The sequence below is a fragment of the Pseudomonas sp. LBUM1674 genome, from assembly GCF_059695635.1.
This window is the reverse complement of record NZ_CP166779.1, coordinates 6,002,899-6,022,374: the sequence shown is the minus strand read 5'-3', so window position 1 is coordinate 6,022,374 and position 19,476 is coordinate 6,002,899. Positions and strand designations below refer to the sequence as shown.

General features: G+C 60.9%; 18 protein-coding genes. 9 read left to right on the top strand and 9 right to left on the bottom strand.

What is annotated here, in order from left to right:
• Position 1 precedes the first annotated feature (1 nt).
• The 3 genes from ACA067_RS27615 (at position 2) to ACA067_RS27605 (ending at position 4,107) form a co-directional block, all read left to right on the top strand.
• Complete coding sequence (locus tag ACA067_RS27615) at positions 2-565, top strand: RNA polymerase sigma factor (protein ID WP_497459384.1); 564 nt, start codon at positions 2-4, stop codon at positions 563-565.
• Positions 562-1,551: a FecR family protein gene (locus tag ACA067_RS27610; RefSeq protein WP_497459383.1), complete on the top strand. Its 990-nt coding sequence runs from the start codon at positions 562-564 to the stop codon at positions 1,549-1,551. Before ACA067_RS27615 ends, ACA067_RS27610 begins: the two co-directional genes overlap by 4 nt.
• 126 nt (positions 1,552-1,677) lie before the next feature.
• On the top strand, positions 1,678-4,107 hold the full coding sequence (locus tag ACA067_RS27605; protein ID WP_497459382.1) for a TonB-dependent siderophore receptor: 2,430 nt from the start codon (positions 1,678-1,680) through the stop codon (positions 4,105-4,107).
• Between the two features lie 148 nt (positions 4,108-4,255).
• On the opposite strand, the gene ACA067_RS27600 is transcribed toward ACA067_RS27605, so the two are convergent.
• Entirely contained in the window at positions 4,256-5,131 is an 876-nt protein-coding gene (locus ACA067_RS27600; RefSeq protein ID WP_497459381.1) for a helix-turn-helix domain-containing protein, read from the bottom strand.
• A gap of 138 nt (positions 5,132-5,269) precedes the next feature.
• Between ACA067_RS27600 and ACA067_RS27595 the strand changes: the two genes are divergently transcribed.
• Positions 5,270-6,172, top strand: a complete 903-nt coding sequence (locus tag ACA067_RS27595) for a DMT family transporter (RefSeq protein WP_497459380.1) — start codon at positions 5,270-5,272, stop codon at positions 6,170-6,172.
• Between the two features lie 9 nt (positions 6,173-6,181).
• Here the strand turns inward: ACA067_RS27595 and ACA067_RS27590 are convergent, their stop codons facing one another.
• The 4 genes from ACA067_RS27590 to ACA067_RS27575 form a co-directional block, all read right to left on the bottom strand.
• Positions 6,182-6,691, bottom strand: coding sequence for a DUF2165 family protein (locus tag ACA067_RS27590; protein WP_497459379.1), 510 nt, complete (start codon positions 6,689-6,691; stop codon positions 6,182-6,184).
• 224 nt (positions 6,692-6,915) lie between these two features.
• The gene (locus ACA067_RS27585) at positions 6,916-7,890 is read right to left on the bottom strand and encodes a 2-hydroxyacid dehydrogenase (RefSeq protein WP_497459378.1); all 975 of its coding nucleotides are present in this window, start codon (positions 7,888-7,890) and stop codon (positions 6,916-6,918) included.
• 177 nt (positions 7,891-8,067) lie between these two features.
• Positions 8,068-8,370, bottom strand: coding sequence for a DUF6124 family protein (locus ACA067_RS27580; RefSeq protein ID WP_497459377.1), 303 nt, complete (start codon positions 8,368-8,370; stop codon positions 8,068-8,070).
• A 416-nt stretch (positions 8,371-8,786) separates the two neighbouring features.
• Positions 8,787-9,755 (bottom strand): LysR family transcriptional regulator, encoded by a 969-nt coding sequence (locus tag ACA067_RS27575; RefSeq protein WP_497459376.1) that lies wholly within the window; start codon positions 9,753-9,755, stop codon positions 8,787-8,789.
• Between the two features lie 285 nt (positions 9,756-10,040).
• Between ACA067_RS27575 and ACA067_RS27570 the strand changes: the two genes are divergently transcribed.
• From ACA067_RS27570 to ACA067_RS27555, 4 genes are all read left to right on the top strand, one after another.
• A complete protein-coding gene (locus tag ACA067_RS27570) occupies positions 10,041-11,552 on the top strand; it encodes an efflux transporter outer membrane subunit (RefSeq protein ID WP_497459375.1) in 1,512 nt (503 codons plus the stop codon).
• A gap of 146 nt (positions 11,553-11,698) precedes the next feature.
• Complete coding sequence (locus ACA067_RS27565; RefSeq protein ID WP_497459374.1) at positions 11,699-13,891, top strand: FUSC family protein; 2,193 nt, start codon at positions 11,699-11,701, stop codon at positions 13,889-13,891.
• A complete protein-coding gene (locus ACA067_RS27560; RefSeq protein ID WP_192420812.1) occupies positions 13,881-14,081 on the top strand; it encodes a DUF1656 domain-containing protein in 201 nt (66 codons plus the stop codon). The genes ACA067_RS27565 and ACA067_RS27560 overlap by 11 nt, the downstream gene beginning before the upstream one ends.
• 39 nt (positions 14,082-14,120) lie before the next feature.
• On the top strand, positions 14,121-14,975 hold the full coding sequence (locus ACA067_RS27555) for an efflux RND transporter periplasmic adaptor subunit (protein WP_497459373.1): 855 nt from the start codon (positions 14,121-14,123) through the stop codon (positions 14,973-14,975).
• 145 nt (positions 14,976-15,120) lie between these two features.
• Here ACA067_RS27555 and ACA067_RS27550 read toward each other — a convergent pair whose 3' ends face one another.
• Together ACA067_RS27550 and ACA067_RS27545 are read right to left on the bottom strand one after the other, a co-directional pair.
• On the bottom strand, positions 15,121-15,519 hold the full coding sequence (locus ACA067_RS27550; RefSeq protein WP_497459372.1) for a DUF4440 domain-containing protein: 399 nt from the start codon (positions 15,517-15,519) through the stop codon (positions 15,121-15,123).
• Entirely contained in the window at positions 15,516-16,895 is a 1,380-nt protein-coding gene (locus ACA067_RS27545; RefSeq protein WP_497459371.1) for an MFS transporter, read from the bottom strand. The genes ACA067_RS27550 and ACA067_RS27545 overlap by 4 nt, the downstream gene beginning before the upstream one ends.
• 110 nt (positions 16,896-17,005) lie before the next feature.
• Between ACA067_RS27545 and ACA067_RS27540 the strand changes: the two genes are divergently transcribed.
• Positions 17,006-17,887, top strand: coding sequence for a LysR family transcriptional regulator (locus ACA067_RS27540; RefSeq protein ID WP_497459370.1), 882 nt, complete (start codon positions 17,006-17,008; stop codon positions 17,885-17,887).
• 164 nt (positions 17,888-18,051) lie between these two features.
• Here the strand turns inward: ACA067_RS27540 and ACA067_RS27535 are convergent, their stop codons facing one another.
• Together ACA067_RS27535 and ACA067_RS27530 are read right to left on the bottom strand one after the other, a co-directional pair.
• A complete protein-coding gene (locus tag ACA067_RS27535) occupies positions 18,052-18,876 on the bottom strand; it encodes an SDR family oxidoreductase (protein ID WP_497459369.1) in 825 nt (274 codons plus the stop codon).
• An 84-nt stretch (positions 18,877-18,960) separates the two neighbouring features.
• A complete protein-coding gene (locus ACA067_RS27530) occupies positions 18,961-19,425 on the bottom strand; it encodes a multidrug transporter (RefSeq protein WP_497459368.1) in 465 nt (154 codons plus the stop codon).
• Between the last annotated feature and the right edge of the window lie 51 nt (positions 19,426-19,476).

Sequence of the window (19,476 nt, the reverse complement as noted above, 5' to 3'; positions counted from 1 at the left end):
GATGATCACCCGCCCTCCGGAACCCCGCGATGATGAGCAGCGGGGCGCCCGTGCACATTTCCTCCACGTATTTCTTTCCCAGCGCCCGCAGATGGAAGCGCTGGTGAGTCGTCGCGTCGGATGTCGGGCGACAGCGGCGGACCTGGTGCAGGACTTGTTCCTGCGCTTCTGGCGCCGGCCGCTGGTGCAGGTCGAAGAACTCAGCACCTACCTGTTGCGTTGCGCCGGCAATATCGCCATCGACCATTTGCGCAGTGAAGGCACGCGGGTGCGGGTCAACGAAGGCTGGATGCCGGATGCGCCGGACAGTCACGGCAGTGAACCGCAAGCCGCACTCGAGGCGGGCAACGATTTGCGTCACGTCGAAGCGGCGTTGCGCGCATTGCCCGAGCGCACGCGGCAGATCTTTTTGCTCAACCGCATCCACGGGCGCAAATACGCCGAAATCGCCAAGGCCATGGGTTTGTCCCAAAGCGCCGTGGAAAAACATATGATGCGCGCCCTCGAAGCCTGCAAGGCCAGCCTTCGCGAACCCCCACCGCGCACGCCAGGGAAAGCACCGTGAACAACACCGAACGCGTCACCCCGACGCCGGCTCAGGAGCAGGCGGCATTGGCCTGGCTGAGTCTGTTGCATGACCAGCCCAGCAGCGGCGATCAAGCGACCTTCAGCCATTGGTTGCAGGCGGACCCGGCCCATGCCGAGGCGTATGCCCAGGCGCAAGTGATGTGGGAGTTGACCGAAGCACCGGCGCGAACCTTGGCCGATGAAGAAGCCTTTGCCTTGCAGGGATACCTCAACACCATGAACCGCTCGCGCCGGTCCAACGTTAGGCGTTGGGCCGGTGCGTTGGCAATGGCCGCGTGCCTGGTGCTGATGATCAGCCTCGGTGCTGGCTGGCAGCCGTCGCGCTGGGTGGATGATCTGGGGGCGGACTATGTCTCGGCGCCGGGGGAAATCCGCACCGTCACCCTGGCGGATCAGTCGCAAGTCACCCTGGATGCCGACAGTGCGATTGCCGTGGATTTCAGTCGTGGCGAACGGCATGTGCAGTTGCGTCGCGGTGCCGGATTTTTCAATGTGACGCACACTGGCGATCCGTTTGTGGTGGATGCTGAAAAGGGTCAGGCGCGGGTGCTGGGCACGCAGTTCGAAGTCCGCCTGCAACCCCATGGCGCGCAGGTAACTGTGTTGTCCGGACGGGTTGGCGTGACGGCGGACACACAGGCCGAGCAACAGATTCTCACGGCCGGCCAGCAAGTGGCTTATGGCGATGGCTTGGCGGAAAAACTCCACAGCGTCGACAGTGAAGCACAGTTGGCCTGGCGTCAGGGTTGGCTCAATTACTACAAGGCGACACTGGCCGAGGTGGTGCAGGACCTGGGGCGGTATTACCCGGGGCGGATCATGCTGCTTAACGATGAACTGGCGGCGCGGCGGGTCAGTGGCAGTTTTCCGAGCAAGGATCCGCAGGCGGTGTTGAGTTCGTTGCAGGGGGTGTTGGGGTTTGAGCAGCACAGCGTTTTGGGGCAGCTGATTATTTTGCGGTGAAGCAACGTCTTTTGATCTTTCTCAAATATTTTCAACTTTCTGGTGAGGTAAACCCGATCGCCATCCGTGTAGTGACTGAAACTGCGAGTCATTCGCATCCCGTAGGTTCTACACAGGTCATGAGCAATGAAGTCCAGGGCAAAATCGGGTTCGGTCAAACAATGGTTGGGTGTTTCTGCCTTGAGCTTTTCGGCGTTGGCATGGCTGCCGTCGAGTGTGGCGTTGGCGGCTGGGGCCGGCACTGACCAGCAGCGTACGCAGTTCAGCTTTGCGCTGGCCGCCAAACCACTGCCCCAGGCCTTGAGCGATTTCAGCCGGATCACCGGCATCAGCGTGGTCTACACCGATGAGGCGCCCTACGCCATCACCGCCCCGGCAGTCACCGGGCAGATGAGTGCCGAGCAGGCGCTGCAGCGTTTGCTCAGCGGCTCGGGTTTCACCTTCCGTCGCACCGACGGCCATACCCTGGTCCTGGAGCCGTTGCCCAGCGAAGGCACCTTGAACCTGGGCGCGACCACCATCACCTCGGTGATGGATCAAACCATGAGCTATCAGCCGCCGCCTACCAGTTCGGTGATGCGCTCCTCGGCCTTGCTCCAGGAAATCCCCCAGACCGTCAACGTGATCCCGGCCCAGGTCATCCGCGATCAGGCGCCGCGCAATCTGGATGATGCGCTGGCCAACGTCAGCGGCATCACCCAGGGCAATACCCTGGGCAGCACCCAGGACTCGGTGATGACCCGCGGCTTCGGCGACAACCGCAACGGCTCGATCATGCGTGACGGCATGCCGGTGGTGCAGGGCCGTGGCCTCAATGCCAGCGTCGACCGCATCGAAGTGCTCAAGGGCCCGGCCTCCTTGCTCTACGGCATCCAGGACCCGGGCGGTGTGGTGAACATGGTCAGCAAGAAACCCGAACTTGAGCAATACAACGCACTGACCCTGCGCGGTTCGACCTATGGCGATGGTAAAAACGGCAGCGGTGGCGGCCTTGACAGTACCGGTGCCTTGGGTGATTCCGGACTGGCTTATCGCATGGTCCTGGACCACGAAGACGAAGATTACTGGCGCAACTACGGCACCCATCGCGAGACGTTGGTGGCGCCGTCCCTGGCCTGGTTCGGCGAAAGCACCAAGCTGCTATTTGCCTACGAACACCGCGAATTTCTGACCCCTTTCGACCGTGGCACGATCATCGATCCACGCGACAACCATCCGCTGGACATCCCCCGTGATCGTCGCCTCGACGAGCCGTTCAACAACATGGAAGGGCGCTCGGACCTTTATCACTTCGAGGCCGACCATGCGCTCAACGACGACTGGAACGCCCACTTCGGCTACAGTTGGAACCGCGAAACCTACGATGCCAGCCAGGTGCGCATCACGGCCATCGACACCAATGCAGGCACGCTGACCCGGAGCATGGACGGCACGCAGAACGCTATCAGCACCGACCGCTTCACCACCGCCAGCCTCGAAGGCAAGGTCAATGCCTGGGGCATGCAGCATGACCTGGTGTTTGGCATCGACGACGAGTACCGCAAGATCTACCGCGAAGACCTGATTCGCCAGAGAAGCCTGAGCACCTTCAGCTACACCAACCCGGTGTACGGCCGCGAAGTCGCCGGGACCACCGTCAGCCCGGCCGACAGCGCGCAGACCGATAAACTGCGCAGTGATTCGGTGTTTGTGCAGGACTCGATCCACCTCACCGACCAGTGGATTCTGGTGGCGGGTGCGCGCTTCCAGGAGTACGACCAGTACGCCGGCAAAGGCGTACCGTTCCAGGCCAACACCGACAGCAATGGTCAGAAATGGGTGCCGCGCGCCGGCCTGGTCTATCGCTACACCGATGAGTTGTCGTTCTACGGTAGCTACACCGAATCCTTCAAACCCAACTCGACCATCGCCCCGCTGAGCGGCAGCAGTACCGTGCTCGACGGCAGCGTCGCACCGGAAGAAGCCAAGTCATGGGAAGTGGGGGCCAAACTCGATATTCCTGGCCGCGTGACCGGTAACGTCGCGCTGTTCGACATCAAGAAGCGCAACGTGCTGGTGGCCAACTCCGAAGGCCCGGTGACGATCTACAGCGCTGCGGGTGAAGTGCGTTCCCGTGGCCTGGAAGTGGATTTGACCGGCCAGCTCAGCGAGCGCTGGAGCATGATCGGCAGCTATGCCTACACCGATGCCGAGGTCACCGAAGACCCGATCTACAACGGCAAGAAACTGCAGAACGTCGCCAAAAACAGCGGCTCGCTGTCGGCGGTCTACGACTTCGGCACTATCGTCGGTGGCGATCAACTGCGGGTGGGCGCGGGTGCGCGGTATGTGGGGGAGCGGGCGGGTAACGCAGTGAACGATTTCGACCTGCCGAGCTACACCGTGGCCGATGCGTTCGCCAGCTACGACACCAAAGTCGAAGGGCAGAAGGTCAAGTTCCAGCTCAACGTGAAGAACCTGTTCGACCGTACTTACTACACCTCGGCGGCGAGCCGGTTCTTTGTGTCGATGGGGGATTCGCGGCAGGTGACGCTTTCCAGCACCTTGGAATTCTGATCCGAGACCGCATCATCGTTCATCGTCGGAATGCCGCCCAGACCAAGCTCGCTCCCACAGTCGACCGAGTTGTTTGAATGAATGCGACCCCCTGTGGGAGCGAGCTTGCTCGCGATGGCGGCCGCACAGGCACCGAAGATCTGAGGACCTAGCGCAAAAACGCCTGCCGATACTCCCCCGGCGTCCCCCCCAGCGCCTGACGAAACCTGTTGGTGAAATGACTGGCACTCGCAAACCCACACGCCAACGCAATCTCCCCCAACGGCTGCAACGTCGTGCGCAATAAGTCCCGCGCCCGGCTCAACCGCCGCGCCAGCACATACTGATGTGGCGGCAAGCCAAAGCTCTCCCTGAACATCCGCGCAAAGTGATACTCCGACAGCGCGCACAACCCCGCCAATTGCCCCAGGCTGATGGCTTCGGCCAACTGGCTGTCGACGAACTCGACCAGCTGCCGACGTTGATGCGCCGCCAATCCACCCTTGAGCCGCAAGCCCTCGCGCATTCCGACCTGGCCGAGCAGCACGTGACTGAGCATTTCATGGGCCAGGCTGCTGGTGAGCAGACGTTCGCCGGGCTCCTGCCAGTTGAGCGTGATCAACTGCCGAAAGCGTCGGGCTTGCTGCGGATCATCGAGGAAGGTGCTTTCACGCAACTGAAGTTCGCGCGGTTCACGGTCCAGCAGTGTGACGCAGCCGAGGGCAAACTGTTCGGGGCTGAAATAAACGTGGGCGAGGCGAATGTCGCCGTTGATCACCCAGGCTGACCGGTGTTCGGCCGGCAGGATGCACAGCTTGTCCGGGCCGCCCTTGGTGCCGGGCCGGTCGCGGCGAAAGGTGCCGGTGCCTCCGGCGATGTAGCAGGACAGTGTGTGGTGGCTGGGGGCTTCGTAATCCTGGGCGTCGTGATGGTTGCTCCACAAGGCTGCAGCCATGCCGTCACCGAGCTCGGCGCTGTGCTCGAGGCGAGCATTGGGCGAGCGGTTGAGGGCTTGAAACACTTGCAGGCTTTCCAGTGCGGGCATGATCGGTTCTCTCCAACGCCTTGCATCCTACTCCGTAGACGTTGGCCTGCCAGCCCGTCGGCCGACAAAAGCGCAAGTTTATGCAAGTGCGCCGAGGCTTGGGGCAGGACACTGAGCACCTATTGAGGAGCCTTTGTCATGAACCTTTCGTTGTACTTGCTGACCGTGCTGATCTGGGGCACCACCTGGATTGCCCTGAAATGGCAACTGGGCGTGGTGGCCATCCCCGTGTCGATTGTCTATCGCTTCGGCCTCGCCGCGCTGGTGCTGTTCGTGATGTTGCTGCTCAGCCGCAAGCTGCAAGTGATGAACCGCCGTGGGCATCTGATCTGCGTGGCGCAGGGGTTGTGCCTGTTTTGCATCAATTTCATGTGCTTCCTGACCGCCAGCCAGTGGATCCCCAGCGGCCTGGTGGCGGTGGTGTTTTCCACCGCCACGCTGTGGAACGCCTTTAATGCGCGAGTGTTCTTTGGCCAGAAAATCGCCCGCAATGTGCTGATGGGCGGTGCGCTCGGGTTGCTCGGGCTCGGCCTGTTGTTCTGGCCCGAACTCGCCGGTCATACCACCAGCCCGGAAACTTTGCTCGGGTTGGGTCTGGCCCTGCTCGGCACCCTGTGCTTTTCGGCCGGCAACATGCTGTCGAGCCTGCAGCAGAAGGCCGGCCTCAAGCCACTGACCACCAACGCCTGGGGCATGGCCTATGGCGCGGCGATGCTCTCGGCCTGGTGCCTGGTCAAAGGCATTCCGTTCGATATGGAGTGGAATGCCCGTTACATCGGCTCGTTGGTGTATCTGGTGATCCCCGGTTCAGTCATCGGGTTTACTGCCTACCTGACGCTGGTCGGGCGCATGGGGCCGGAGCGGGCCGCCTATTGCACGGTGTTGTTCCCGGTGGTGGCGCTCAACGTGTCGGCCGTTGTCGAGGGTTATCAGTGGACCGCCCCGGCGCTGGCAGGTCTGGTGATGGTCATGCTGGGTAATGTGCTGGTTTTTCGCAAACCCGGCGCCAGGATCAAACCGGTGGCGGGCAAGTTGGCATGAACAGGTGGTTCATTTATCGTACGCCAGTACCAGGTATACCAGCGCGAAGAACATGTATTCAATGTTACTTCGTGCCCAGTAAAAGGCATTGCCCTGAGCGGAATACTCCATGTCGAACCATTCATTAAGTACGATGACGTACAGGACGTAGTAAACAAAAATAGCGGTGGTCAAACCTACTATGGCGAATTTCTTGGCCTCGTGAAAATCGTTGCGCGATTTATTGAGATTCCGAAAAAGCTGATAAGCCCCGTACAGGCAACTGAACGTGTAGATGATCTCGAGTGTGATGATCGCCCAGTAAAACCGGTGGTGGAACAGGGTCGAGGTGACCGCCCTGTAGCGTCGGGAATCGTTACCTTCGGTATGGCTCATACTGATGATTCGCCCGATATACTCGGTGTATGCCGTGTAATCGGTAAAGTTATTGATCAGGGTGGCTATGCCGAAGAGTGCCGCCATCAAGACAATCACTACTTTGCTCCGCCTGATTGCGCAGACGGTGGTCAATTGATTCATCCAGGTGTTCTCCCAAATCCGTTTGGTACTGCTTCCAGTTTTTTTCAAGTTTATAACGGTTGTGAATAAGTCCGACGAGCAACTGAATTGCAAGTTATGTCTTTTTGTAGTGAATCAGCCTAAGTAGCGCAAAAATCGAGAAAGGAGAGGGTGTTGTCAGTCGCCGGCTATTGATGGGGCCGTTATGGAAAACGGCACGTCCACCCGGACGTGCCGTGGGTCACTCAGCCCTGCCAGACCTGTGGATTGACCAGGTCCTTCGGTCGCTCACCCAGCAAGGCGCTGCGCAGATTGCTCAAGGCCCGATTGGCCATCGCTTCGCGGGTTTCATGGGTCGCAGAGCCGATGTGCGGCAACGTGACAGCGTTTTTCAACTGGAACAGCGGCGATTCGGTCAGCGGTTCTTTCTCATAGACATCCAGACCGGCGCCGCGAATACGGTTGTTCTGCAGGGCTTCGATCAAAGCCGGCTCGTCGACGACCGGACCGCGCGCGATGTTCACCAGAATGGCGCTCGGTTTCATCAGCGCCAGTTCGCGGTGGCTGATCAGGTGCCTGGTCTTTTCGCTGAGCGGCACTACCAGGCAGACGAAGTCGGCTTCGGCCAGCAATTGGTCCAGGCTGCGCAACTGTGCGCCAAGTTCGTGTTCCAGTTCGGTCTTGCGGCTGTTGCCGCTGTAGATGATCGGCATGTTGAAGCCCAGGCGCCCGCGACGGGCAATGGCGGCGCCAATGTTGCCCATGCCGACGATGCCCAGGGTCTTGCCGTGTACATCGCAGCCGAACAACGGCGCGCCGACGGTGGCTTGCCATTGGCCGGCCTTGGTCCAGGCGTCCAGTTCCGCAACGCGGCGGGCACTGCTCATGAGCAAGGTGAACGCCAGGTCGGCGGTGCTTTCGGTGAGGACGTCGGGGGTGTTGGTGAGCATGATCCCGCGCTCATTGAAGTAGGCGACGTCGTAGTTGTCGTAGCCGACCGAGACGCTGGAGACGACTTCCAGTCTGGAGGCGTTTTCCAGCTGTGCGCGACCGAGTTTGCGACCGACACCGATCAGGCCGTGGGCGTGGGGCAGGGCTTCGTTGAACTGGGCGTTGATGTCGCCGTTTTTCGGGTTGGGCACGATGACGTCGAAGTCTTGCTTGAGGCGTTCGATCATCTCGGGGGTGACGCGGCTGAAGGCGAGGACGGTCTTTTTCATGGGGGAAGGGCTCGTCGGGCTTGGGTGAATGCCAAGCACGCTAACATTCTTCCCGGACGTTGTGCGAGCCCTTGTAGGCGCTGCCGCAGGCTGCGATCTTTTGATCTTCGTTTTTTACAGTCAAGATCAAAAGATCGCAGCCTGCGGCAGCTCCTACAGGGGGGGCATCGCAAGTTCTCAATCCTGTGGGTCGACGTTATCCAGCGCCCGATTCACCGCCAGTTCGCTCAGCATGATGACCTGCTGGATGCCCAACAGGGTGTTGCGGTGGGGGCCGTCCAGAAATCCGGCGAGGTCACTGGCCATGACACTGGCCGAGGCGAGGGATTCGCTGGCGTGGACCAATAGGGTTTCGGTTTTGATGTTGGGGGCGACGACGAATAGATGGCTGGGGGTGTGTGGCGGGATGGAGGCTTTCAGGGTGAATGAGTCTTGGGGGTAGGTGATTTCATCTGGCGGATTAGGCGACGGCTTTTTCATTGCAAATATCCTTAGAGACTAGGAGCTGCCACTTTTCGTTTTCCAGACAAAGGGTGGCAGCTGTACGCAGACTGGAAAAACCGAGAAGGATAGAACCCGGCAGACCCGAAGGTCTCCCACGTACAGCCGCCATAACTCAACTTGCAGCGCTGAAAAAGCGCCGCATTATGTCATGTGCAGTGATCCTATATTCGGGTTTTCCAGGCCCGGTCGCTGATTCTTCAGCGACCGCAAAAGCCTACCTATTTCGCTTCCCACACGACAACCGACAGAACGTGTCGGAAACATCCTAGGACACCACACCCTTTGTAGGAGCTGGCTTGTCGGATCGCCGCACCGCAGCGAAGGCGGTGTGTCATTCAGCTCAAATATTGACTGACACACCGCCTTCGCGAGCAAGCCGCTCCCACAAGGGATCAATTCGCCAAACGCACTCCACCCAGACTCCCGCTCAACTCATACGCCACCAATTCCGCCTGATGCGCCGCCAATATCTCCGGCAACGACCCGCGCAAGTACTCGACCCAGGTCTTGATCTTCGCGTCCAGATACTGCCGCGACGGGTAGATCGCGTACAGATTCAATTCCTGGGAGCGGTAGTTCGGCATCACCCGTACCAGCGTGCCATTGCGCAGCGCTTCGATGGCCGCATACACCGGCAACACGCCAACCCCCATGCCGCTGATGATCGCAGTTGTCATCGCGTCGGCGGAATTCACCAGAAACGGTGAGCTGTTGATGGTGACCATTTCCTGGCCTTCCGGGCCGTCGAAGGTCCATTTTTCCAGGGGGATCACCGGGCTGACCAGGCGCAGACAGGCGTGATTGAGCAGGTCGCTGGGTTTATGGGCGCAGCCGTTGGCTTTTACATAGGCCGGCGAGGCGCAAACGATGCTGTAGGTGATGCCCAGGCGTTGGGAGACGAAGCCCGAGTCCGGCAGTTCACTGGCGAGGACGATGGACACGTCGTAGCCCTCGTCCAGCAGGTCCGGCACGCGGTTGGCCAGGGTCAGGTCGAAGGTGACGTCGGGGTGGGTCTTGCGGTAGCGGGCGATGGCGTCGATCACGAAGTGCTGGCCGATACCGGTCATGGTGTGCACCTTGAGTTGCCCGGCCGGGCGCGCGTGGGCGTCGCTGGCTTCGGCTTCGGCTTCTTCGACATAGGCCAGGATCTGCTCGCAGCGCAACAGGTAGCGTTTGCCGGCCTCGGTCAGGGCGATGCGGCGGGTGGTGCGGTTGAGCAGGCGGGTTTGCAGGTGGGCTTCCAGATTGGAGACCGCGCGCGAGACGTTGGCCGTGGTGGTGTCGAGTTGCACGGCGGCGGCGGTGAAGCTGCCGGCCTCGGCCACGTAACTGAAGGCGCGCATGTTTTGCAAAGTGTCCATGGGGTGCTCTCTGGGCGAATGGCAAATTGTGACACGAAGTTGCTGGTTTTCTACAGGCGACTAAAGAGGGGCCAAGGGATTATCGCGTTAACGGTAACAAAGATTCACAGGAATCCCAGCTTATCGCCCTTCCAGCCGCCCCCTAGAATTGCGTCCCTGTAGGAGCCGGCTTGCTGGCGATGGCATCACCGCGGTCTTTCAGATACACCGCGGTGATGCCATCGCCAGCAAGCCGGCTCCTACAGCCCTACCGGGGACATTTCTCCACCTCAGGAATTTTCAGCAGTGCCGCGTCGCATCAACAGAGCGCTAAAGACGCTCAGTGTTTTGGTTTTAACCCTGGCAATCAGCGGCTGTATCGGAACTGCAGGTATTGCCCCACAGGGCAAGGCACTGCAGGCCAACTCACTGGCCACCGACAAAGCCATCCAGAGCGCTGCGCAGGACGCTCACTGGCCCACCGCGCGATGGTGGCAGGCATATGGCGACCCGCAACTGAACCGCTGGATCGAGCTCGCCGTACAAGGCAGCCCGACCATGGCCATGGCCGCCGCCCGGGTGCGTCAGGCCAAATCCCTGGCGGGCATCGCGCAATCCGCCGAGTCACTGCTGATCAAGGGCGAGTCCACGCTCAAGCGCCACAACTGGCCCACCGATCAGTTCTACGGCCCCGGCGATCTGGCCAACACCACCACCTGGGACAACAATGCGGCGCTGGGCTTCAGCTACGCACTCGATCTCTGGGGGCGCGAAAGCAATGCCACTGAGCGCGCCGTGGACCTGGCTCACATGAGTGCCGCCGAAGCGCGCCTGGCCCAGCTCGAACTGCAGAACAATATTGTGCGCGCCTACATCGAACTCTCGTTGCATTACGCGCAACGGGACATCGTCGCCGCGACGCTGAAACAACAGCAGCAAATTCTCGATCTCGCGCAAAAACGCCTTAACGGCGGCATCGGCACGCATTTCGAAGTCAGCCAGGCCGAGACGCCATTGCCGGAAACCCATCGCCAGATCGATGCGTTGGACGAGGAAGTCGCCCTGAGCCGCAACCAGCTCGCGGCCCTGGCCGGCAAGGGGCCGGGTGAGGGCACGCAGTTACAGCGGCCGACATTGTCGCTGGGGGCGGCGCTGAAATTGCCTTCGTCGCTGCCGGCGCAATTGCTCGGCCAGCGCCCGGACGTGGTCGTCAGTCGCTGGCAAGTGGCGGCGCAGGCGCGGGGTATCGATGTCGCTCACGCGGGCTTCTATCCCAATGTCGATCTGGTCGGCAGCCTCGGCTACATGGCCACCGGCGGCGGTGCGCTGGAGTTTTTGACCGGCAAGAAGCTCAACTACAGCGTCGGCCCTGCCATCTCGTTGCCGATCTTCGACGGCGGTCGCTTACGTTCGGAGCTGGGTGAGGCCTCGGCCGGTTATGACATTGCCGTGGCCAGGTACAACCAGACGCTGGTCAACGCGCTGAAGAACATCTCCGACCAGTTGGTTCGCCGAGAGTCCATGGACAAGCAGCAAAACTTCGCCGCCGAGTCCGTCGCCACCGCGCAGAAGACCTACGACATCGCAATGATCGCCTACCAGCGCGGGCTCACCGACTACCTCAACGTGCTCAACGCCCAGACGTTGTTGTTCAAGCAGCAGCAAGTGCAGCAACAGGTGCAGGCGGCGCGGCTCAGTGCTCATGCCGAGCTGGTGACGGCGCTCGGCGGTGGACTCGGCGCGGGCAACGATGTGCCGACAGACAGCCAGACCCAGGCACCGAAAACCCCGGCCCTGCTCAAGAGCCTCTCGAATTGAACACAAGACCTGTGGGAGCGAGCTTGCTCGCGATAGCGGTGTGTCAGGCGACATCAGCATTGACTGACACACCGCAATCGCGAGCAAGCTCGCTCCCACAGGGGATCGGTTTTGCCGCATAACCCTCGTCCACTAAGCAGGATTTCATGACTCCCTTGCCCGCACCCTTGCGCTGGCTGTATTCCCTGGAATGGCGCCGGGGTTTTTTCGACTGGGCACGCAGCGACGGCGTGACCTGGGTCTACATTTTCAAAGTGCTGTTCGCCGCGTTCCTGACCTTGTGGCTGGCGATGCGCCTGGAATTGCCGCAACCGCGCACGGCGATGATCACCGTGTTCATCGTCATGCAGCCGCAAAGCGGCCAGGTGTTCGCCAAGAGCTTCTATCGCTTCCTCGGCACCCTGGCCGGGTCGGCGGTGATGGTTGCGCTGATTGCCTTGTTCGCGCAGAACACCGAACTGTTCCTCGGTTCGCTGGCGATCTGGGTGGGCATTTGCTCGGCCGGCGCGGCGCGTTATCGCAACTTCCGCGCCTATGGTTTTGTGCTCGCCGGGTACACCGCCGCGATGGTGGGCTTGCCTGCACTGGCACACCCGGATGGCGCATTCATGGCCGCTGTGTGGCGGGTGCTGGAAATCTCTTTGGGGATTCTTTGCGCCACCGTGGTCAGCGCCGCGATCCTGCCGCAAACCGCCAGCGCGGCGATGCGCAACGCCCTGTATCAGCGCTTTGGCGTGTTCGCGTTGTTTGTCACCGATGGCTTGCGCGGCCGTAGCAAACGCGACGCGTTCGAAGCGAGCAACGTGCGCTTTATCGCTGAAGCAGTGGGGCTGGAAGGCTTGCGCAGTGTCACGGTGTTCGAAGACCCGCACATGCGCCGGCGCAACGGTCGGCTCAGTCGCTTGAACAGCGAGTTCATGGGCATCACCACGCGGTTCAACGCCTTGCACCAGCTGCTCGAACGCTTGCGCAGCAATGGCACCGATCACGTTGTTGCGGCGATCAAACCGGGTCTGCAGGACCTCGCCGAATTGCTCGACGGCTTCAGCGGTCGCGCCCTGACCAGTCCCGACGCCGCCAGGCTGACGACTGCATTGACCACCTACAAGGCGGACTTGCCGGCGAAAGTCCGCAACCTGCGGGCGACGTTTCAAGAGAGCGATCCAAGCGATGCCGAACAGCTGGATTTTCACACCGCTTACGAATTGCTCTACCGCTTCGTCGACGACTTGCACAGTTATGCACAGACCCATGCCTCCCTGGCCGATCACAGCCACGAGCGGGAACGCTGGGACGAACCATTCACCCCGCAAACCAACTGGCTGGCATCAGCCGCCTCGGGGATTCGCGCCGCGTTCATTCTGCTGGTGCTTGGCAGCTATTGGGTCGCCACGGCGTGGCCGAGCGGGGCGACCATGACCCTGATCGCCGCCGCCACCGTGGGGCTGTCCGCCGCGACACCGAACCCGAAACGCATGGCGTTTCAGATGGCTTGCGGCACCTTTCTTGGTGCGCTGATCGGCTTCGTCGAGATGTTTTTCATCTTCCCGTGGATCGACGGTTTTCCCTTGCTGTGCGTGATGCTGGCGCCCGTGATTGTGTTGGGTTCGTTCCTGACGTCGCGGCCGCAATACGCCGGTGTCGGTCTGGGTTTGTTGATCTTCTTCAGCACCGGTTCGGTGCCGGACAACCTCACCGTCTACAACCCCTACGCCTTCATCAACGACTACATCGCCATGGTGCTCGGCATGCTGGTCTGCGCCGCAGCCGGAGCGATCATCCTGCCGCCCAACAGCCGCTGGTTGTGGCGTCGGCTGGAGCAGGACTTACGTGGTCAGGTTGTCTACGCCATCAGCGGCAAGCTCAAAGGGCTCGCGTCGAGTTTCGAAAGCCGTACGCGGGATTTGCTGCACCAGGCCTACGGCCTCGCCGCGGGCCAGCCGCAGGTGCAACGGGACCTGCTGCGCTGGATGTTCGTGGTGCTGGAAGTCGGCCACGCGATCATCGAGTTACGCAAAGAACAGGCGATTCTGCCGGTGCATCCGGCCTACGCCGAATCGCAGCCGTGGCGCCAGGCGATCCGGGTGATGGGCCGCTCGCTGGTGCGGCTGTTTCTGCAGCCGAGCCAGAGCAATCTGCAGCGCGGGCTGGTCGCGGTCGACCATGCGATCAGCCGGGTGCAAGCCACCGACGAACCCTTCGCCCCGCACTTCGACACCTCGGCATTGCGCCGGGTGAAGAGCTACCTGCACTTCATCCGCACCTCGTTGCTCGATCCGCAATCACCGCTCACCGCGTACCTGAACACCCCGCCTCAAGGACTTGAACATGCCTCGTGAAATCGCCTTCCACGGCGTGTACATGCCGACCATGACGCTGATGTTTTTCATCGCTGCGGTGCTGGCCTGGGCACTGGACCGATTTCTGTCCGGGTTCGACCTGTACCGCTTCTTCTGGCACCCGGCGCTGCTGCGCCTGAGTCTGTTTACCTGTCTGTTCGGCGCCCTGGCGCTGACTGTCTACCGTTGACTCTCTATCACTGACTCTCTATCTCTGAAGAAGGCCCTGATGAAAAAGCTTTTCAGCCTGCTCGCCACCCTGCTGGTACTGGCCCTCGCGCTATGGATCGGGCGGACCCTGTGGGTGCATTACATGAACACGCCGTGGACCCGCGACGGTCGGGTGCGCGCTGATATCATCAACGTCGCCGCCGACGTCACCGGGGAAGTGGTAGACGTGCCGGTACGCGACAACCAGCTGGTAAAAAAGGGTGATCTGCTGATGCGCATCGACCCCGAGCACTACCGCATTGCAGTCAAACAGGCGCAGTCGTTGGTCGCCTCGCGCAAGTCGACATGGGAAATGCGCAAGGTCAACGCCCATCGCCGCGCCGACATGGACAACCTGGTGATCTCCCGGGAAAACCGCGACGACGCCAGCAACATCGCTGACTCGGCTTTGGCCGATTATCAGCACGCACAGGCGCAACTGGAAGCGGCCGAACTGAACCTCAAACGCACCGAAGTGCGGGCAGCGGTGGACGGCTACGTGACCAATCTTAACGTGCATCGCGGCGACTACGCGCGCATCGGCGAAGCGAAAATGGCCGTGGTGGATATGAACTCGTTCTGGGTTTATGGCTTCTTCGAGGAAACCAAATTGCCCCATGTACGGGTCGGTGATAAGGCCGACATGCAATTGATGAGCGGGGAAGTGCTCAAGGGGCATGTGGAAAGCATTTCTCGTGGTATCTATGACCGTGATAACCCTGAGAGCCGCGAACTGATCGCGGATGTGAACCCGACTTTTAATTGGGTGCGCCTGGCGCAGCGAGTGCCGGTGCGGATTCACATCGATGAAGTGCCGGAAGGGGTGCTGCTGGCGGCGGGGATTACTTGCACGGTGGTGGTCACGCCACAGTAAGACCGAGTCGCCTGCATTCGCGAGCAAGCTCGCTCCCACATTGGATCTGCATCGAACACTGATTTTGTGTGCACTGCAGACCCAATGTGGGAGCGAGCTCGCTCGCGAATGGAGCGACTCGGTCCATCAGGCAGAAGACAAAGGATCACGCCTCGCAAAAGGTCTCCTGCAAATGGCGCCATAGCAGCGCCCCGCTAGCCTGCTTCTCAAACACAACCGTCGACCGCCGATCCGTCTGCGCCCCGGTCGCATCCATCTGCCGCTCGCGATAACTCACTGTCGCCCCACGCTCATGCAGATCAATCCCGCTCAACTCACTGAGCTCGATCCTGAACCCGCGCTTCGTCCCGCCGGCCAGCCGGAACAACGCGCTCAACGCATCAAAATCCAGTACCCGACCCAGCGGCGAGATCATTGAAAACTGCGGCGAAAAACGCATCAGCAAGTCTTTCAGTGCGGCATTTTCCTGAGGGCTGGCAAACCACTGTTCGATCTCTCGGTGGGCTTCAACCACTTCATCAAAGTAGTCACGGTAATCATTCATGAGGTTTTTTCCTGTAGGGGAGAGAGACGAACAAGGGCCTGCACTCGCGTTGCATCGAAGCGCAAGACGGCGAAAATCGGAAGCAAGGTCAGAGCTGAGGCGATAAGAAAACACTGCTTGAATGCCTCTGACGATTGAGGACCGAGGGCGTCCAGCATCGAACTCAACACCGCCGCGCCAAGGCAAAAACTCAGCTGGCGATTGATGTTCCACAATGCGCTGGCGTGGTTCATGCGTTCAGCACCGATATCGATAAATGCCAGGGTTTGCGCACTGCTGCTGCATAAGCTGCCACCCAATCCCATCAAGGCGTACGCAATGATCGGCAGCCACTCTTGCGGCTGATCGATCAGCATCAGCAAGCCGATACCAACGCTCTGTAGCAGCATGCCGGCCACCAGCAAAGGCTTGGGTCCCCAGCGATTGAAGCCCTGTTTACCGATGACAATCGCAACGGCCGAACCCAACGCCCAAGGCAACATCAACGCGCCGATTCGCGGGGTGCCAAAACCGAGCTGGTGCAGGTACAGCACCGCGATCAGGCTGGTGCCGATGAACACGCCAGGGACCAACAAGTACACGCACATGGCCAGCCGCAACGAGGGGCTGTGCAGCAGTTGCAAATCGAGAAGTGCGTCGGGCTTGTGCCAGCCATCGCGCAGGTACAGCCACAACGCAATGGCGCTCAACCCCAGGCCGATCAGTCCGAAATGACGACTCCGGGGTTCGCTCAACAGGCTCAAGGCAATCAATAACAAACCCAGGCTTGAGGCGGCGAGCAGCAGGCCACGAACGTCCAGGGTCGGGCGATGGGGGGCAGCGGGATCGACCTTCAACCACACCGCTCCCAACACCAAAGCCAGCAACGTCAACGGCAGGTTCAGGTAAAAGACCCAGCGCCAGGACAGTGCCTGGACAATCCACCCACCGAGTGCCGGTGACAGCGCGGGCACCAGCAAGGCAACGGACAGGACCCACAGGGTCAAGCGGCTGCGCAGGTGCGCCGGGCAGTGACGAAAGGCCAACGCCTGACCGACGGGAATCAACAACCCGCCGCCAAGACCTTGTACCAGTCGCCAGCCGATCAGCGTTTCAATCGAGCCGGCCGCCGCGACCAGCAGCGAAGCGAGACCGAACAATAGCAGTGAGGCGAGGATCAAGCGTCGCTCCCCGACCCTCGTCGCCAGCCATACACTCAACGGAATGATCAGCGTCAGGCCCAGCATGTAGGCGTTGCTGATCCACGCCAGTTCGGTCACCGAGGCGTGCAATTCTTGTGCGATGTCGGGGTAGGCAATGCTGGCGACAAACATGTTCAGCAGATCGAGGGCAAACCCCAGCAGATACACCAGCGCGACTTTCGAGCGATAGGTCATGGCGACTTCCCTGTGTTGAAGCGTGCAGGGTAGGGCGCCGCAAGTGCTATGGAAACGCTGGTTTGGCTGCTAGCTTGTCAAAATTATTTTGACAAGGAGTGCGCACACCCATGGTCAGCCTGGACCGATTTGACACCTTCAAGGCTGTGGTCGAGGCCGGGTCGCTGACGGCTGCGGCCGATCTGCTGGGGCAGACGCGCGCGGTCGTGAGCTTCAATCTCAAACGTCTGGAAGCCGAACTCGGTGTCACGCTGCTCACCCGCAGCACACGCAAACTTGCGCTGACGGATGCCGGCGAGCGTTTCTACCTGCATTGTGTGCGAACCCTGGACGAAGCCCGAATGGCCGTCGAGGAGGCTCGTTCCGAGCACACGCAACTGCGCGGCACGTTGCGCATCACCACCACGGTCGAGTTTGCGCTGGCGCAGGTGGTGCCCGCGCTGACGGTCTTTCGTGAGCAACATCCACAGCTCAACGTTCACCTGTCGACGTCCTCGACCCATGCCGATCTGATTTCCGAACGCTTTGACCTGGCGATCAGGCTGGGGCGCATGCTCGACTCCAACTTGCGCGCGGTGCAGCTGTCGACCTTCGAAATTTTTGCGGTGGCGGCGCCTGCCCTGATCGACCGCTTTGAACGCCCGTCGACGTTGACGGCGTTGGAGCAATGGCCGACCTTGGGGCATGGACGAGTGGCGGAATTGACGGTGACAGACCCCGAGGGAGCGGAGCATCTGTACCAACCGGAGCCGGGGAGCACGGCGATTGTCGCGGACAACTCGGTCACGTTGCGGGCGTTCGCGTTGTCCGGGCAAGGCGTGGCGATCCTGCCTGAGTGGCTGGTTCAAGAGGATCTTCTGGCGGGGCGGTTAGTGCGCTTGCTGGCGGATCATTCATTCGCCCGGCAAGGGGTGTATGCGCTGTATCCGGACACCCGGCATTTGCCGCTGAAGGTGCGGGCGTTTATTGATTTCATGAAGGGGTGGGGCTGAGGTTTTGTGGTGAATATACTGGCGCCTTCGCGAGCAAGTCGAATCGTCGCACCGCCACTCCCACACTTGATTTGTGCCGTACACAAATCAAGTGTTCACCAGCGATCAATGTGGGAGTGGCGGTGCGACGATTCGACTTGCTCGCGAAGAACGATAACTCGGTCTCAGAGCTGCCCACGCAATCCGAACCGCTTCATCAACCCCGCCTCCAGCAACCCCTTGGGTAACAACCCCGCCAACAAAGGCAACGCCCGGCTGCCATTACCCAGGCGAATCAACCGTGGCGGTTTGCTTTGCTGCACAGCCTTGAGCAAACCGGCGGCAAATTCACCGGCCGGCGTCGGTTTGTCCTGAGACGCCTTGGCCCGCGCCCGGATGCCTTCACGCAGTGGCCACCACGGTGACTGCTCGATGATCAACTGCTCGGCCTCGTGACCGGCATTTTTGGCGAAGCTGGACTCGATGGCCCCCGGCTGAACCTCCATCACGCGAATACCGAACGGCGCCAGTTCCATGCGCAGGGCATCGCTCAAGGCATGCACGGCGGCTTTCGACGCACAGTAAGCCCCGGCGAATGGCGTCACCAGAACCCCGGACACGCTGCCAATGTTCACGACTAGTCCTTTCGCGCGACGCAGCACCGCAAACATCGCGCGGGTCACGCCAACGATGGCGAACACATTGGTTTCGAACTGGCGCTGCATCGCCGGCACACCGCCGTCGAGCAACGGCCCCATGGCGCCATAACCGGCATTGTTGATCAACACATCGAGACCGCCGTGTTCCTGATTGATCCGAGCGCTCAACAACTCAAGTGCCGCGCCATCATTGACGTCCAGTTGCACGGCGGTGAACCCGGCGGCGGCCAGGAGCGCCACATCTTCAGCCTTGCGGGCGCTGGCCCAGACTTCGTAACCGGCTGCTTTAAACGTATCGGCCAGGGCGCGGCCAATGCCGCTGGAACAACCGGTAATCAACGCAATTGGCATGGCGCGGTCCTTGTGCAATAGAAAGGTGTGATGTGCAGGCGCGAGCGGTGCGGCGATCCGACCTCGCGATGAACGATAACGCGGTCAGTCAGAGAAACTACCCTGCAATCGCTCGGCGCGAAACTCCAGGGTTTGCGGACGATAACCGGGACGCAACGGCGGCAGTGGCAAACAGTCATCCCAATTCGCGCCAGCCTGCAGTTCGCCTGGGCCGCGATAACGGGGAGCGGCGTATTGATTGTCGGCCAGATTCACCGTATCGCCCGGCGCGTATGCCGCAACACGCCAGCGCAACTCGGTCAGGGGCACGTCGTTGCCATTGTTCATGGTCAACTTCAGCGGACGATCTGCCGGGCAGTGTTCAGGCGCATAGGTGATGCGCAACTCCAGGCGCTCCAATTGCTTGACCTCGCGGTTGTCCATCCAGATCACCCAGGTGGCTACCACGCCCAGGCCAATGGCGGCAGCCACGGAAACGGGCAAGGCCTTGGCCGGGTAGCGCAACAACAGGATCAGCCAGGTGATGACCAGCAGGACGCCGATGAACATGACGCAAGACCTCGAAAAGACAGAGAGCCATCCTACCTAAGCCTGGAGGTG

Bases quoted from the DNA above. Each gene is read 5' to 3' on its own strand.
- ACA067_RS27615 (WP_497459384.1), top strand. From the start codon at position 2: ATGATCACCCGCCCTCCGGAACCCCGCGATGATGAGCAGCGGGGCGCC.
- ACA067_RS27605 (WP_497459382.1), top strand. From the start codon at position 1,678: ATGAAGTCCAGGGCAAAATCGGGTTCGGTCAAACAATGGTTGGGTGTT.
- ACA067_RS27600 (WP_497459381.1), bottom strand. From the start codon at position 5,131: ATGCCCGCACTGGAAAGCCTGCAAGTGTTTCAAGCCCTCAACCGCTCG.
- ACA067_RS27595 (WP_497459380.1), top strand. From the start codon at position 5,270: ATGAACCTTTCGTTGTACTTGCTGACCGTGCTGATCTGGGGCACCACC.
- ACA067_RS27590 (WP_497459379.1), bottom strand. From the start codon at position 6,691: ATGAATCAATTGACCACCGTCTGCGCAATCAGGCGGAGCAAAGTAGTG.
- ACA067_RS27585 (WP_497459378.1), bottom strand. From the start codon at position 7,890: ATGAAAAAGACCGTCCTCGCCTTCAGCCGCGTCACCCCCGAGATGATC.
- ACA067_RS27580 (WP_497459377.1), bottom strand. From the start codon at position 8,370: ATGAAAAAGCCGTCGCCTAATCCGCCAGATGAAATCACCTACCCCCAA.
- ACA067_RS27575 (WP_497459376.1), bottom strand. From the start codon at position 9,755: ATGGACACTTTGCAAAACATGCGCGCCTTCAGTTACGTGGCCGAGGCC.
- ACA067_RS27565 (WP_497459374.1), top strand. From the start codon at position 11,699: ATGACTCCCTTGCCCGCACCCTTGCGCTGGCTGTATTCCCTGGAATGG.
- ACA067_RS27560 (WP_192420812.1), top strand. From the start codon at position 13,881: ATGCCTCGTGAAATCGCCTTCCACGGCGTGTACATGCCGACCATGACG.
- ACA067_RS27555 (WP_497459373.1), top strand. From the start codon at position 14,121: ATGAAAAAGCTTTTCAGCCTGCTCGCCACCCTGCTGGTACTGGCCCTC.
- ACA067_RS27550 (WP_497459372.1), bottom strand. From the start codon at position 15,519: ATGAATGATTACCGTGACTACTTTGATGAAGTGGTTGAAGCCCACCGA.
- ACA067_RS27545 (WP_497459371.1), bottom strand. From the start codon at position 16,895: ATGACCTATCGCTCGAAAGTCGCGCTGGTGTATCTGCTGGGGTTTGCC.
- ACA067_RS27540 (WP_497459370.1), top strand. From the start codon at position 17,006: ATGGTCAGCCTGGACCGATTTGACACCTTCAAGGCTGTGGTCGAGGCC.
- ACA067_RS27535 (WP_497459369.1), bottom strand. From the start codon at position 18,876: ATGCCAATTGCGTTGATTACCGGTTGTTCCAGCGGCATTGGCCGCGCC.
- ACA067_RS27530 (WP_497459368.1), bottom strand. From the start codon at position 19,425: ATGTTCATCGGCGTCCTGCTGGTCATCACCTGGCTGATCCTGTTGTTG.